Annotated in this window: 14 protein-coding genes; 11 read left to right on the top strand and 3 right to left on the bottom strand. The window is 38.4% G+C overall.

The window, feature by feature from the left end; genetic code table 11:
- Nucleotides 1-41 precede the first annotated feature (41 nt).
- The 10 genes from KTI79_RS02945 to KTI79_RS02900 all read left to right on the top strand — a co-directional run bounded on the left by KTI79_RS02945 (nt 42) and on the right by KTI79_RS02900 (nt 10658).
- Nucleotides 42-497 carry a SixA phosphatase family protein gene (locus KTI79_RS02945; RefSeq protein ID WP_032053424.1) on the top strand — a complete coding sequence of 152 codons (456 nt, stop codon included), beginning with the start codon at nt 42-44 and terminating at the stop codon, nt 495-497.
- 23 nt (nt 498-520) lie between these two features.
- Nucleotides 521-1660 carry a type II secretion system protein GspL gene (gene gspL, locus KTI79_RS02940; RefSeq protein ID WP_086376133.1) on the top strand — a complete coding sequence of 380 codons (1140 nt, stop codon included), beginning with the start codon at nt 521-523 and terminating at the stop codon, nt 1658-1660.
- Nucleotides 1660-2139, top strand: coding sequence for a type II secretion system protein GspM (gene gspM / locus KTI79_RS02935; RefSeq protein WP_032053427.1), 480 nt, complete (start codon nt 1660-1662; stop codon nt 2137-2139). The genes gspL and gspM overlap by 1 nt, the downstream gene beginning before the upstream one ends.
- An 89-nt stretch (nt 2140-2228) precedes the next feature.
- Entirely contained in the window at nt 2229-3233 is a 1005-nt protein-coding gene (locus KTI79_RS02930) for a quinone-dependent dihydroorotate dehydrogenase (protein ID WP_032053428.1), read from the top strand.
- Nucleotides 3234-3239: 6 nt separating this feature from the next.
- The gene (locus tag KTI79_RS02925; protein ID WP_032053430.1) at nt 3240-3827 is read left to right on the top strand and encodes a CvpA family protein; all 588 of its coding nucleotides are present in this window, start codon (nt 3240-3242) and stop codon (nt 3825-3827) included.
- Between the two features lie 25 nt (nt 3828-3852).
- Nucleotides 3853-5394: an amidophosphoribosyltransferase gene (gene purF, locus KTI79_RS02920; protein ID WP_016145875.1), complete on the top strand. Its 1542-nt coding sequence runs from the start codon at nt 3853-3855 to the stop codon at nt 5392-5394.
- A gap of 78 nt (nt 5395-5472) precedes the next feature.
- Nucleotides 5473-7362 (top strand): M48 family metalloprotease, encoded by a 1890-nt coding sequence (locus KTI79_RS02915; RefSeq protein ID WP_032053432.1) that lies wholly within the window; start codon nt 5473-5475, stop codon nt 7360-7362.
- A 100-nt stretch (nt 7363-7462) separates the two neighbouring features.
- The gene (locus KTI79_RS02910) at nt 7463-8110 is read left to right on the top strand and encodes a hypothetical protein (protein ID WP_086376132.1); all 648 of its coding nucleotides are present in this window, start codon (nt 7463-7465) and stop codon (nt 8108-8110) included.
- Between the two features lie 11 nt (nt 8111-8121).
- Nucleotides 8122-9087: a 2-hydroxyacid dehydrogenase gene (locus KTI79_RS02905; protein WP_032053434.1), complete on the top strand. Its 966-nt coding sequence runs from the start codon at nt 8122-8124 to the stop codon at nt 9085-9087.
- A gap of 143 nt (nt 9088-9230) precedes the next feature.
- The gene (locus KTI79_RS02900; protein ID WP_079284113.1) at nt 9231-10658 is read left to right on the top strand and encodes a M48 family metalloprotease; all 1428 of its coding nucleotides are present in this window, start codon (nt 9231-9233) and stop codon (nt 10656-10658) included.
- A 91-nt stretch (nt 10659-10749) separates the two neighbouring features.
- On the opposite strand, the gene KTI79_RS02895 is transcribed toward KTI79_RS02900, so the two are convergent.
- Both KTI79_RS02895 and rpsU read right to left on the bottom strand, forming a co-directional pair.
- Nucleotides 10750-11196 carry a GatB/YqeY domain-containing protein gene (locus KTI79_RS02895; protein ID WP_002115302.1) on the bottom strand — a complete coding sequence of 149 codons (447 nt, stop codon included), beginning with the start codon at nt 11194-11196 and terminating at the stop codon, nt 10750-10752.
- A 25-nt stretch (nt 11197-11221) separates the two neighbouring features.
- Nucleotides 11222-11437, bottom strand: a complete 216-nt coding sequence (gene rpsU, locus KTI79_RS02890; protein WP_001136722.1) for a 30S ribosomal protein S21 — start codon at nt 11435-11437, stop codon at nt 11222-11224.
- A gap of 145 nt (nt 11438-11582) precedes the next feature.
- Here rpsU and tsaD point away from each other — a divergent pair, with 145 nt between their 5' ends.
- On the top strand, nt 11583-12593 hold the full coding sequence (gene tsaD, locus KTI79_RS02885) for a tRNA (adenosine(37)-N6)-threonylcarbamoyltransferase complex transferase subunit TsaD (protein WP_032053437.1): 1011 nt from the start codon (nt 11583-11585) through the stop codon (nt 12591-12593).
- 2 nt (nt 12594-12595) lie between these two features.
- On the opposite strand, the gene KTI79_RS02880 is transcribed toward tsaD, so the two are convergent.
- Nucleotides 12596-13699, bottom strand: coding sequence for a DUF6670 family protein (locus tag KTI79_RS02880; protein WP_032053440.1), 1104 nt, complete (start codon nt 13697-13699; stop codon nt 12596-12598).
- Between the last annotated feature and the right edge of the window lie 39 nt (nt 13700-13738).

Genomic DNA, 13738 nt, shown 5'->3' with positions numbered 1-13738 from the left:
AATTGTGGTTATAATGCAAGAATTATTAACAAGGAAAATTTATGCAACTGACATTGATTCGCCATGGGGAAGCCGCTCCACCTGTGAATGGTAACGACACTAAACGCCCTCTTACTGCTCGTGGACACGCTCAAGCTGAACAGACGGCAACATTTTTAAAAGATATTGTTAAGCCTGACATTTTTGTAGTTAGTCCTTTACTACGTGCTCAAGAAACATTGGCACATATTCAAGCGTATTTTAAAGATGTGCCTGTGCTGTTATGCGATAAAATTAAACCAGATGATAATGCGAAAGAAGCAATTGAGTGGTTATCTCAGGTTCCTTATGAGTCAATTGTAGTGGTGTGCCATATGAATGTGGTAGGACATATTGCTGAACTGCTGACTCATGAAAACTTTAATCCATTTGCACTGGCTGAAGCTCGAATTTATGATCAGGCTGTGATTGCAACTGGTTTATCAACACAAAAAAATAGTTTTATACCCACAATATAATTAAAAAGGTTATTTCGCCCATTATGCTGTATTTATGGATGCCTGAAACCAATGGAATATGGCATTGGTCTAACGGAGAAAACTGGTTGCAGGCTGCAAGTCTGGATCAATTAATACAAGACCTACAATTGCATCAAGGAAAAGAGGCTGTCGTCTTTTTTCCTAGTCGTCATGCTCAGGTATTCCAGCAACACATAGCAAAGTCTCATTACAAGCAACTCGGGGCAGATGGTGTTAAATATTTGCTTGAAGAGTTTGTGACTTTGCCGATTGATCATATGAAAGTAGTTCATCATTTTCATGCTGATCAATTAACAATATTGGGTGTCGCAAAAACAACTGTGGAAACATGGCAACATGCGATGAATTTGTTGCCAATTAAGCTCGTTGCTTTGTTGCCGGACTTTTTGATTTTGCCAGAACCACAAGAACAACAAGTCATCCTGTGTAATATTGACCAAAAATTACTTGTGCGCGAAAGTAAGTGGGTAGGTAATTCACTAGATGATCTGGGATTGTTTTTAGAGTTTCAGCCAGCTGAAACACAATATCAATATAGTGGGCTGACTGTAGAACAATTAGAAAGCCTAGAAGCAGCTTCTAGTGTTGAGCAACGTTCAGAATTTTTTTATCAGTTTCAAGGCTTAGATAAACCTAAACAGCATCCTTTTAATGTTTTACCAAAAGCCAAAGGGCAAGAGCAGACGGTTTCTGGGTACTGGAAAGCATGTGCGGTTATTGTTTTAGCAATAATTGTGGTTCAGTTTAGCTATGATTTGTTACGTTGGGTAAAATTAAGAAATGTAGCGAATCAAACAGCTGAGCAGACAATTGAGCAATATAAATATTGGTTTGGTCCTTCTAGTCGTGTAAATGAACAAAATATAAAAAGCCAATTTGAAAGTCATTTAAGAATGAGTAAACAGGGTGACACACAAGCACTCTCTCTGTTGAGCCGTGTTGGACCTATTTTAATGCAAAGACAAATTTTAGCTCAGCAGTTAAATTATGATGCTTCTACACTAACCATGGCCTTAAAAGCAAAATCGGGAGATGATTTGCAAACTTTAACACAGCAGCTTAATCAGCAAGGCTTCAAGGCAGAGTTAGGTAATGTTCAAGCCGATGGTGGTGGGGCAATTGGGGTGGTGAAAATACAATAATGAAAATGTTAGCTCAATTGCAAAACCGGTTTGATCAGTGGATTGAACAAATCAATCAATATTTAGATCGTTTAACTGTCCGTGAACGTATTATGGTGATCTTTACTACAATTTTTGTTGTAGTAGCTATTATTGGAGCTTCACTTTGGAAAATGCATTCCTTGGCTGAACAGCAGCAACAGCGCCTAAATGATTTAAAAGATTTAATGGTGTGGATGCAAAGTAATGCAGTCACGATGAAACCTGCGAGTGAGCTTGAGTTGGGTCAAGCAGAAAAAATACAACGTGTAGCTCAACAACAAGGGTTAACTGTCACTTCTCAACAAAATGGTGAGCAGTTACAAATTATTGTTACTCATCAGAATTACGCAATTTTAGCGAACTTTTTAACCCAACTGGCGCAAATGGGCTTAAGTATTGAAAAAATGGAAATGGTTTCAAGTGAAGGTCAGATTAAATTAACAGCGACGGTTCAATAACATATTAAAATATGCTGGTCTTAAGCATGGTGTTTTGTGCTCCCTGTGCCTATAATATGCCTACCTAAAATCAGTAGATTGTGATTGGTATGTTATATTCACTTGCTCGCCCGATGTTGTTTAGTTTAGCACCAGAGCGTGCCCATGAATTAACATTATCTATGCTTGATAAAGCACATAAGTTCGGCCTGCTACGTCAGAGCGTAGAAGCGAAGCCAACGACTTGTATGGGAATTGAATTTCCAAATCCGGTAGGTTTAGCAGCTGGACTTGATAAAAATGGTGCACACATTGATGCACTGGCAGGTCTAGGATTCGGTTTTATTGAAATTGGAACCATTACGCCGCGTCCTCAGTCGGGTAATCCGCAGCCCCGCTTATTCCGTATTCCTGAAGCTAAAGCCATTATTAACCGTATGGGGTTTAATAATCATGGCGTTGATAAGCTGATTGAAAATGTCAAAGCTTCAAAATTTAAAGGGATTTTAGGCATTAATATTGGTAAGAATGCCGATACGCCTGTAGAAAAGGCTGTCGATGATTACCTAATTTGCCTTGAGAAAGTGTATAACTACGCTTCTTATATTACCGTTAATATTTCATCTCCAAATACTAAGAACTTAAGAAGTTTACAAAGTGGAGATGCATTAACTGAATTATTGCAAACCTTAAAAGAAAGACAACTTGAGCTAGCCGAACAATATAACCATTATGTTCCTTTGGTTCTAAAAGTTGCACCTGATTTAACAGCTGAAGATGTTGAATTTATTGCAGCACAATTATTGCATTTTAAAATTGATGGTTTAATTGTTACCAATACGACTTTATCAAGAGAAGGTGTAGAAAATCTTCCTAATGGTAACGAGTCGGGTGGTTTATCAGGCGCACCTGTTTTTGAAAAAAGTACAGAATGCTTACGTTTGTTTGCCCAAACATTAAAAGGACAAATCCCGTTAATTGGCGTGGGTGGAATTTTGTCGGGTGAACAAGCAGCAGTCAAACAGCAAGCTGGAGCAACATTAGTACAGATCTATAGTGGGCTGATTTATACCGGTCCTATTTTAGTGAAACAATGTGTTGCATCTATGTCATAAGTGAATATGAACACAATTGATATCATTATTCTGATACTTTTGCTCATTGGGGGGCTAAACGGTTTGCGACAAGGATTTATCAAAGCCTTTGCGAACTTGGTAGGATGGATCATTGCATTAATTATGGGTGCAAAATATGCTGTCCTTCTTGCGCCGTCCATGTCAGGTTTAAGTCATGATCCAGTGGTTCAAAAAATTGCAGCTTTTGCATTTATAGCACTTTTGATCATCGTTTTAACTTGGATCGTTACTGCATTTTTAAATGGCCTCTTGAAAAGTCTGAAATTGGGGCCATTAAATCGTTTAGCAGGTGGCGCTTTTGGTTCTTTAAAAGGTTTGTTGGTTGTGCTGATTACAATGCAGGGTATAGGGCCTTGGGTTGAGAGTTCACCACACTGGAAGCAATCCAAGCTTATACAGTATTTATTGCCATATGCCCCTTTAGCTACAGAGTTGTCTAAAGATGCAGCAAGTGAGGCATTTCATCAAATAACATCTGGAGGTAGTGCATCAGGCGCTCCTTCAAAACCAATGGACAAATCGGAAGATTTAGAAAACCGATCTGACCATTCGACAAAGAATCCTTTTTATTAATTCCTAGCTTGTCTGCGAGGTTGCTATGTGTGGAGTTGTTGGTATAGCCGGTAAATCGCCAGTGAACCAAATGTTGTTTGATGCTTTAACGATGTTGCAACATCGTGGGCAAGATGCAGCTGGAATAGTAACCTGCCATGAAGGCCGTCTTTTCCTGCGTAAGGATAACGGTATGGTACGTGATGTTTTTCATACCCGTCATATGAGAGCATTACTTGGTAACTATGGTATTGGCCATGTACGTTACCCAACTGCTGGTTCTGCGAGCAGTGCTGAAGCACAGCCATTTTATGTGAACTCACCTTACGGTATTACACTTGCACATAATGGTAATTTGACCAATGCAGAAGAAATTCATGATGACCTGTTTAAAACAGATTTACGTCATATGAATACTGATTCTGACTCAGAAGTTCTTTTAAACGTATTCGCACATGAATTACAAAAGAAAGGTACTTTAAATCCTACAGCTGACGATATTTTTCATACGGTTTCTCGTGTGCATGAGCGTTGTCAGGGCGCGTATGGTGTCGTGGCGATGATCACTGGTCATGGTTTAGTAGGCTTCCGTGATCCAAACGGTATCCGTCCACTTATTTATGGTTCACGTGTAACTGAACAAGGTGAGATGGAGTACATCATTGCTTCTGAATCGGTTGCTATTACTGCTCTTGGTTTTAAAATTGAGCGTGATATTGAACCGGGTGAAGCAATTTTTATTGATGCAAATGGTCAATTATTCTCTAAACAATGTGCGGCTAATCCAAAATATCGCCCATGTATTTTTGAATATGTTTATTTTGCTCGTCCTGATGCCATTATTGACGGAATTTCGGTTTATAAAGCACGTTTAAAAATGGGTGAAAAGCTTGCTCATAAAATCTTACGTGATTGGGGTGAGGACCATGATATTGATGTGGTTATCCCAATTCCAGATACGAGCCGTACTTCAGCTTTAGAACTTGCAAATATTCTAGGTGTGAAGTTCCGTGAAGGTTTTATGAAAAACCGTTATATCGGCCGTACCTTTATTATGCCGGGTCAACAGCAACGTAAAAAATCTGTACGTCAGAAATTAAACCCTGTTGAGTTAGAGTTTAAAGGGAAAAACGTTCTGTTGGTTGATGACTCTATTGTGCGTGGTACAACGTGTAATGAGATTATTCAAATGGCACGTGATTCTGGTGCAAAAAAAGTATACTTTGCTTCAGCAGCACCAAAAGTGATGTATCCAAACGTTTATGGTATTGATATGCCTGCGAAAGCTGAACTTATTGCTTCAGAGCGCAGTGTTGAAGAGATCCAAGAAATTATTGGTGCTGATCGCTTAGTTTTCCAAGAATTGGAAGACTTGAAAAATGCTGTACGTACGAGCAAAGTGCCTGACTTAACTGAGTTCGATTGCTCAGTATTTGATGGAATCTACGTAACAGGTGATATTGATGGTAACTATCTAAATAATTTGGAGCAGAAGCGTAATGACTCTGCTAAGAAGAAAAAAGATGGTTATATTGATGTGAATGTCGATGCTGCTTCTGTAGATTTAACAGGCATCAAAGAAGAATAGAATTAGCCGGAAAAAGCGGGTATTTCCCGCTTTTTTCTTTTATGATGAAACCTAACAATGTAATTGGGAATATTTACATTGAAAGAAGTAAGCCACTATCTAATCGAAAATAAAAATATGGCATGGTCCATCACTATGTGTTTGGTTGCCGTGTTGCTTACTATTTTTATTTTAAATTTAATTTTGGGTTTACTCGTCCATTTTTTTGATTATAGCCAGCCCATTTGGTGGCATACCTTAAGTCCTTATTTCGTTGCACTATTACTTTTTATTATGGTTTGGTCGGTAGTTACCGAACTTTATATTCTGCGTAAAGGTGGACACTCTTTAGCAAAACAACTTAAAGCACGTCGTTTGGTGAAAGAGGAAAGTACCCCCGAAGAACTCGCTGCCTTGAAAATTACAGAACACTTGGCGCAAACTTTTTCCCTAAAAGTACCAACCGTGTATGTTTTACCTGATGAAGTAGGTGTAAATGCACTTACCGCAGGTTTTCATCCCAAAGATATCGTTATTATTCTCACATGGGGCGCTTTACAGAATCTGGATAAGCTTGAGTTATATGGTTTATTGGGCCATGAGTTTAATCAGATTTTATCGGGAGAGGCCGTTGAAAATACGAAATTAAAGATTTTATATAGTGGTTTAACAACTTTTAGTCAGTGGGGCAGTAAATTAGCCAAACAAGGTTTTAAGCGCTATAGCCCAGGTTATAAACATAAGTTTGAAACAGTTTTTGTTGCGGTGGGTGGAGTCATTTGGTTGGCTGGAAGCCTAGGTGTACTGATTACTCGTTTTATTAAATATTTGACTTTGAGTGGGCGCACATTTCGTAATGACCAAAAAACAGTACGATTATTAAAAAATAATGCGAATACCCAAACCTTGTTGCGTATTTATGTTCACCACTCTGGTTCGCAAATTCATAGTGCTTATTCCGAATCAATCGCACATATGTGTTTTGCTAACTCACTGAGTCCACAAAGCTGGATGAATATTCACCCGAGTATTCGTGAACGTATTTATGAGTTAAATCCTACTTTGCTACAAGATTTACAATTAGAAAATTTAAAGAAACTTCGTAATCGTCCGTTGTTTAGCTTATTTCATTTCTTGGAAGAATCTGAGAAAGAAATTTATATTCCGTGGTCATCTCCACAGCCTCTACCTTTGTTGAGACTGTCACCGATTAGTTTTGCATTAAATGATGCTATTAAACCTCTGAGTAGCGACGTACGTCGAAATAAGAAGCGTCCTGAATTAATTCAGAGAGCACTACAAACAGCTACAGGTTCACGCGAGCTGATGGTCGCTATTCTGATGATTCGCCAATATCGAGAATTCATTCCAAAAGACGCGCCTGTAAGTCATGCAATTATCGATGCATTATTGAATCTGGATGGGCGTATTCATATTCAGATATTTCATGATGCATGTAAAAATATTGGACATATACCTGCAAGCATTGCGCGTCAATTTTTGACAAAACTGGCACTTATTATTCAAGAAGATGGTGAAATTGGCCTGTTAGATGCACTTTTACTAGAGCGGGTTAAATATGAATTGAATTTGATGCCGTTACATTTGCCCACTGCATTTGAAGAAGTAAAACCTCAAATTGTTCGTTTGATTGATGCTTTACTTCATGTTCAGCAAATTAATAGCCCAAATCAGTTAGAAGTACGTGAGCGTATTTTGCGTTCACTACTTAACCCAGATGAAATGTATATCTATGATGAAATTTCAGATGAGCCATTAGATCTTGCTGAAATTTTAAATGATATTGCTGGTTTATTATTACGTGACCGTCTAAGTATTCTAGCTATTGCGGAAATGTGCTTGTGGAGCGACCGTATTATTACGCAAGATGAACTGGATGTGCTTGAATTGCTTTATTGGCGTTTTGGCTTTGAGACCGAAGAAATTGTCGATCAAATGCAAAAGAGAAATAGTGTGATGATTATTTAAAAGACATATACGATTATAAAAACATCTGAATGAAATAAAACACTGAAAAAAAAACTCAAGCCCGTTAGAATGTAGATAGAGTAGAGGTATTGATTTACAGATGATTGGGCAGCAAAGAAATATATTGGCAACTTTAGGAATTGATGTATGGATTCCTAAGACACAGGTGTGCCAAAAAAATAATGCTCAAAGCCTCTGGCGAGATCAAGCTGCTCCGGAAGGTGAGCCAATTATATTACCTTCTAAGAACAGTCTAGTTCTTGAGCAGCCGACAAAACCACAAGTCAACGAAGTTCCAAAAGCTGAACCTGAAATTGCGGTACCGCTTCCAGCAGAAGTTCCGCCTGTTGTGCCACCTCGTAATGAGGTATACGTTCCAACGGTTACGATTGCTTCATTTGAGTTGCAAGCATTTGCACTTGAAAAGTGTGTCATTTTTTTAGATGTTACCAATTTAGCTGATGAAGAAAAGCAGCTTTGGAGTAACATTCAAAAAGCAAAAATAGGGCAATATGCTGAATTGAAATGGCCGTTCCCTTTGGCTAGCTATCAAGACCAACGCGGTGCAGGTTCATATATTCAAGGATTTTTAGACGCTGTTGCAGCAGATAAGAAAATTTTGTGTTTGGGTGAATGTTCTTATATTCAACATGCCAATATTATTCACTTAGCAAGTTTAAAAGAGATGTTGGAGAAACCTCTCCTTAAAAAAAGATTATGGCAATTGATGCAAGATAACAACGAATAGTAGGGATTTACATGAAAAAAGTTGTAGTTTTTAGCCAAATTGACGAAGAAATTTTGTCTCGATTACAACAGGATTATCATGTTGTGGTTCTTAATCCAAAACTGGGTGATATTAATGAGCAAATACGCCAACAAGTTGTAGATGCTGATGGGATGATTGGTGCTGGTCGACTTCTTAATGAAGGTAATCTTGCTCCTGCTCAAAAACTCAAAATTATTTCATCTGTAACAGTTGGCTATGACAATTATGATGTGGCTTATCTAAACCAAAGAAAAATCTGGTTATCAAATACACCTCATGTTTTAACTGAAACAACGGCTGATCTTGCTTTTACATTATTACTTAGCGCTGCTAGAAAAGTTCCTTTTCTTGATCATTGGACTAAACAAGGTGAATGGAAAAGAACTGTTGGGCCTCAGCAGTTTGGTTTAGATGTTTTTGGAAAGACACTAGGAATTATTGGGCTTGGTAATATTGGTGCCGCAATTGCACGCCGTGGTTTTTATGGATTTAACATGAATATTGTTTACCATAATCGCCGTGAAAAGCCTGAATTGGCAGAACCTTTAAAAGCACAATATCTTGGTTTAGATGAGTTATTGCAACAGTCTGATTTTGTAGTAACCGCAGTTGACTTAAATAATGAATCGAAAGCTTTGATGGGGAAAGCTCAATTTGAGCTTATGCAAAAGCACGCTATTTTTATTAATATTGCGCGTGGTTCAGTGGTTGACGAACAAGCTTTAATTGAGGCCTTACAAAGCGGGGAAATCTTTGGAGCTGGTTTGGATGTATACGAAAAAGAACCTTTACAAGATTCGGAGCTTTTTAAACTGCTAAATGTAGTTACTTTGCCTCATGTAGGATCTGCGACTGCAGAGACTCGTAAAAAAATGGCAAATCTTGCTTATAAAAATTTAGTTGAAGCTTTAGAGGATAAAACTCCTAGATATTTGGTAAACCCAAACTTTGCATAAATGATTAATAACACTTCATTGCAAAACTAAGCGATCTCGAGTGATATATTAAAAGTCTATTGATTGAACATAATTTTTTATGTTTTATATCGGTAGACTTTTTTTGATGGTTTAATTTTACTAGAGAAAAACTTTTGAGATTTTTGCCAATTATTTTAAGTACGGCTTTTATAACAAATGCTTCGTACGCACAGCCTTTCGATCCTCAGCCTTCTGCAAATCAGGTAGAAATTCCAAATATTGGAAGTGGGATTGGTTTGCTTGATCAACAAAAAGAAAAATTTATTGGCGAAAAAGTTTTTCGTGAAGTCCACAAACAAATGCCCGTTATTCAAAATGTCTGGCTAGAAGATCAATTTTTTCAGGTATTTTCGAGTATTTTAAGTGAAACTCAGCTTGGGCAGCCGATTGGCCTAGTCGTGATTAAAGACCCACAAATTAATGCTTTTGCTGTTCCGGGTGGCTTATTTGCGCTCAATACAGGGCTTATTGCCTCAGCACGAAATATTGATGAAATTGCTGGGGTCATGGCTCACGAAATTGCGCATGTATCGCAAAGACATTTTAGCCGCTCTGAAGAAGCCTTTAAAGGTCAAACATTGCTAAGTCTAGCAGGGCTTTTAGCGGGAGTGGCTATAGCTGCACAGGGCGGTGGCGATGCGGGTGCAGCAGTGATGCTTGGAACTCAGGCTGCACTCATGGATAAGCAATTAACATATAGTCGAAACCAAGAGCGTGAAGCAGACCGTATCGGCATGCAATATATGTATGCGGCGGGTTATAACCCACAAAGTATGGCAGATTACTTTGAAACAATGCATAGGGCTACAAGTCGAGTGAGTTTTTTACCAGATTTCTGGTTGACTCATCCATTGACGACTGAACGTATGAGCGAAGCGCGGCTGCGTGCAAACCAGATGCCGAGAGTTAAAAACCGTATATATGATGCTGATTTTGAGATTCTAAAATGGTACACCATGGTGGTTGCAAATCAGGCAACTGAAAACCAACTACAAAGTTTGGCCTCTCAAAAGAATATTGCTGGTCTGATTGCTTTAGCAGCATTTTACACAAGACAAGGTGATTATACTCAAGCCCAGTCTACTTTAGATCAAGCGAAATCTAGTGGAAAGCCTCTAGTGGCATTATTGCAGACAGATATTTATCTTGGCCAAAATAAATTAGATCAAGCTTATACAACAATTGCTTCTATGCAGATGACGATGCCTGAAAATAAAGCTTTTAGTTATAAGTTGGCTGAGGTGCTGCTACGACAAGGTAAGTTTGCGCAAGTTCAAACCTTAGTTCAAAGATTTATTAATAAGAATCCAAGAGATATACAAGGCTGGCAATTTTTACAGCAAGCTGCGAATTTGGATAAGAATGGACCTTTAAGAGCTGTTAATGTTTTACGCTATCGAGCTGAAGCAGAATATTGGTCAGGTAGTGAGGAAAATGCAATTAAATCAATGTTGCATGCTCAGCGATTAGCAAAAGACAATCAAGCAATGTCGGCAAGAATAGACAGTCGTTTGAAACAAATGCAAGATGAGCGAAGAATGAAGATTTAACAGTTATATCTTACTTAATTTGCAGATGTGCAAATATATACAAACTAAAGAAGCTTGATTGGAAGAAATGTAAAATTTAAAAAGGGGGGAATTAAGCTAACTTAGCTTTAATTTTTGCTGAAACTTGAGCAGGATCGGCACGCCCGGCTATGATCGGACGTAGAGAATTCATCACCTTACCCATATCTTTCATGCTAGTTGCTTCTTGAGCAGCAATCGTTTGCTCAATGATAGAATCAAGCTCTTCCTCAGTCATAGCTTCTGGTAGAAACTGAGAGATAATCTCAGCTTCGGCTTGTTCTTTACTAGCTAAATCATTACGACCAGCACCTTCAAAGGCTTTGATCGATTCTTTACGTTGTTTAATTTGCTTTTCAATGACCGCAAGAACCTGAGCGTCGTCAAGCTCTTTGCGCTCATCGACTTCGATTTGCTTAATTGCCGCTTGTAGACTACGCAAAACCGTCACTGTTGCCATATCTTTGGCACGCATAGAAGTTTTTAATGCATCAGTAATTTGATTTTTTAAAGTAGTCATAATTCAGCAGTCAATCACAAATTAATTAGTAAAGGCGAGTAGTACGTACAGATTCGCGAGCCAATTTCTTTTGGTAGCGTTTAACTGCTGCAGCTTTTTTGCGCTTACGTTCTTGAGTTGGTTTTTCGTAGAATTCGCGTTTACGAACGTCAGCTAAAACACCAGCTTTTTCGCATGAACGTTTGAAACGACGGATAGCTACGTCAACTGGTTCGCCTTCTTTCAACTTAACTTGTGGCATGTAAAATCCTCTAGATTATGGATAAGATCAAGCACACTATTGTGCCGGATCACAAGTGAAGGTCAGTATTTTACTCATTTACAACTCATATCACAAGTCTATAATAGCGATTGCAATATTTTGACTCATATAAAAGGCAGTTTTGATGATTGTTTTAGGCTTGGAAACTTCTTGTGATGAAACAGGGTTGGCACTTTATGATAGCGAACTCGGCTTACGGGGACAGGTTCTTTATAGCCAGATTAAACTTCATGCTGAATATGGTGGAGTAGTACCTGAACTTGCTTCTCGTGACCATGTTCGTAAATTAATTCCTTTAATGAATCAATTGCTTGAACAAAGTGGTGTAACAAAACAAGAGATTGATGCGGTTGCTTACACGCGTGGTCCCGGCTTAGTGGGAGCATTAATGACAGGTGCACTGTTTGGCAGAACTTTAGCTTTTTCTTTAAATAAGCCTGCAATTGGTGTTCACCATATGGAAGGTCACATGCTGGCCCCATTACTTTCAAGTCAACCACCTGAATTTCCGTTTGTAGCATTGTTAGTTTCAGGTGGACATACACAATTGATGGCAGCCCACGCTATTGGTCAATATGAACTATTGGGTGAGTCTATTGATGATGCTGCGGGCGAAGCTTTTGATAAAGTTGCAAAAATGATGAGCTTGCCATATCCAGGTGGGCCAAATATTGCAAAACTTGCATTATCTGGTGATCCATTAGCTTTTGAGTTTCCAAGACCTATGCTTCATCAAGGCTTAGATTTTTCTTTTAGTGGTTTAAAAACAGCCGTTTCTGTTCAATTGAAAAAATTGAATGGTGAAAATCGTGACGCTGACATTGCTGCTTCATTCCAAGAAGCAATTGTAGATACCTTGGTAAAAAAATCAGTAAAAGCTTTAAAGCAAACTGGACTTAAACGTTTGGTGATTGCAGGTGGTGTTAGCGCAAATTTAAGACTACGCGAGCAATTAGAAACTTCTTTGGCGAAAATTAAAGCGCAAGTTTATTATGCCGAGCCTGCTTTATGTACTGATAATGGAGCAATGATTGCTTTTGCTGGTTATCAGCGTTTAAAAGCAGGTCAGCATGATGGCTTAGCGGTAACGACCACACCGCGCTGGCCGATGACTGAACTCACTATTCCTGAGTAAAATTATTCATCGTCAAAGGCTTTTTGGTTTTCGATATCAATGTATTCGATATAACCACGGCCTTGTACTTCATTACTAAAATAATGACCTGTAAATATATAGCTGCTCGCATAACCTCGCCCATGACCATAACGGAATGGGCAGTCAATTTCTGCCTGAATGTTTAAGATAATTTGCTTTGCATCATTTCTAGCGATCCAAGAAAAATATTTTGGAAGTCGCATTTTTTGCCCACTAGGTGAAACGAAGTCATCAACTTGATGCGAAATAATATCAAAGCTTACGTCTATGTAGATTTCAGCTGGCTGGTCCAGATGTCGAATATGCAGGGTGTATGCAGCTGTTTGTCCTGCAATATCGGCTTTGGTAAGAAGAAGCTGAGTGGTTTCATTTAAATTGATGATTTGATAAGTGAAAAAATCAAGTGGCAGTTTATATACATCAGGAATAAGTTTATTTGTGAGGGAATGAGGACCAACTGCTCGAGCATATTCGTAAGTGCAGAGTCCTTGGCTTTCAATGCGTTCTGCTTGATAGTTTAAAAAACCTTTAAACTTTGCCAATAAACTAAAGTGATCATAGATTGGTGTTTTTATAAACCATGAAACATGTGAAGTGATACCGATATCAAAGTTGAAATCAAACCCATCATAATGTCCATTAATATGAATTTGAGGGAATTTTCCTTGAATTGAAATTTCCTGACCTAGTTCTATTAAGGTCCCATCTTTATTAATTTTTGTATCTTCGGGAATGATATAGGCTTTCAGTAAAGCTTGTTCCAGAGCAGCTGTACTTGAAAAGAAAGTAGCTGTTTTTCTCGGGTTTCCAGTGATGATATCATCATGGTCAAAAGCAAGTGCACCGGGCGTACCGATTAAAATCATAATATTTAAGTAACGATGCGGCTCTGGTAAAAGCGGGAAAAAGATACCGTAATGTGTCCAGCTATAATATTTTTCGTCAACTCGTGGACGGATGATATGAGCTTGAGTAAAAGGAAGAGTTGAATATTTTTTTGCTTGGTCTAAAACGCCTTGTGCAAGTAATAAACTTTTACCAACCGCTTTACTTGTTGTAGAAATTTTTGGCAATTGCTTTTTCATATATAAACCTAAAGAAGGGCTATCTTTGTTTTAGGTTAT

It is taken from the genome of Acinetobacter sp. WU_MDCI_Abxd143, assembly GCF_025514195.1.
In the GTDB taxonomy this organism is placed as follows: Bacteria; Pseudomonadota; Gammaproteobacteria; order Pseudomonadales; family Moraxellaceae; genus Acinetobacter; species Acinetobacter pittii_H.
The sequence above is the reverse complement of the archived record's forward strand: the minus strand, read 5'-3'. Positions and strand labels throughout refer to the sequence as shown.

Coding starts and splice junctions, on each gene's coding strand:
- KTI79_RS02945 (WP_032053424.1), top strand. CDS start 42: ATGCAACTGACATTGATTCGCCATGGGGAAGCCGCTCCACCTGTGAAT.
- gspL (WP_086376133.1), top strand. CDS start 521: ATGCTGTATTTATGGATGCCTGAAACCAATGGAATATGGCATTGGTCT.
- gspM (WP_032053427.1), top strand. CDS start 1,660: ATGAAAATGTTAGCTCAATTGCAAAACCGGTTTGATCAGTGGATTGAA.
- KTI79_RS02930 (WP_032053428.1), top strand. CDS start 2,229: ATGTTATATTCACTTGCTCGCCCGATGTTGTTTAGTTTAGCACCAGAG.
- KTI79_RS02925 (WP_032053430.1), top strand. CDS start 3,240: ATGAACACAATTGATATCATTATTCTGATACTTTTGCTCATTGGGGGG.
- purF (WP_016145875.1), top strand. CDS start 3,853: ATGTGTGGAGTTGTTGGTATAGCCGGTAAATCGCCAGTGAACCAAATG.
- KTI79_RS02910 (WP_086376132.1), top strand. CDS start 7,463: ATGATTGGGCAGCAAAGAAATATATTGGCAACTTTAGGAATTGATGTA.
- KTI79_RS02905 (WP_032053434.1), top strand. CDS start 8,122: ATGAAAAAAGTTGTAGTTTTTAGCCAAATTGACGAAGAAATTTTGTCT.
- KTI79_RS02895 (WP_002115302.1), bottom strand. CDS start 11,196: ATGACTACTTTAAAAAATCAAATTACTGATGCATTAAAAACTTCTATG.
- rpsU (WP_001136722.1), bottom strand. CDS start 11,437: ATGCCACAAGTTAAGTTGAAAGAAGGCGAACCAGTTGACGTAGCTATC.
- tsaD (WP_032053437.1), top strand. CDS start 11,583: ATGATTGTTTTAGGCTTGGAAACTTCTTGTGATGAAACAGGGTTGGCA.
- KTI79_RS02880 (WP_032053440.1), bottom strand. CDS start 13,699: ATGAAAAAGCAATTGCCAAAAATTTCTACAACAAGTAAAGCGGTTGGT.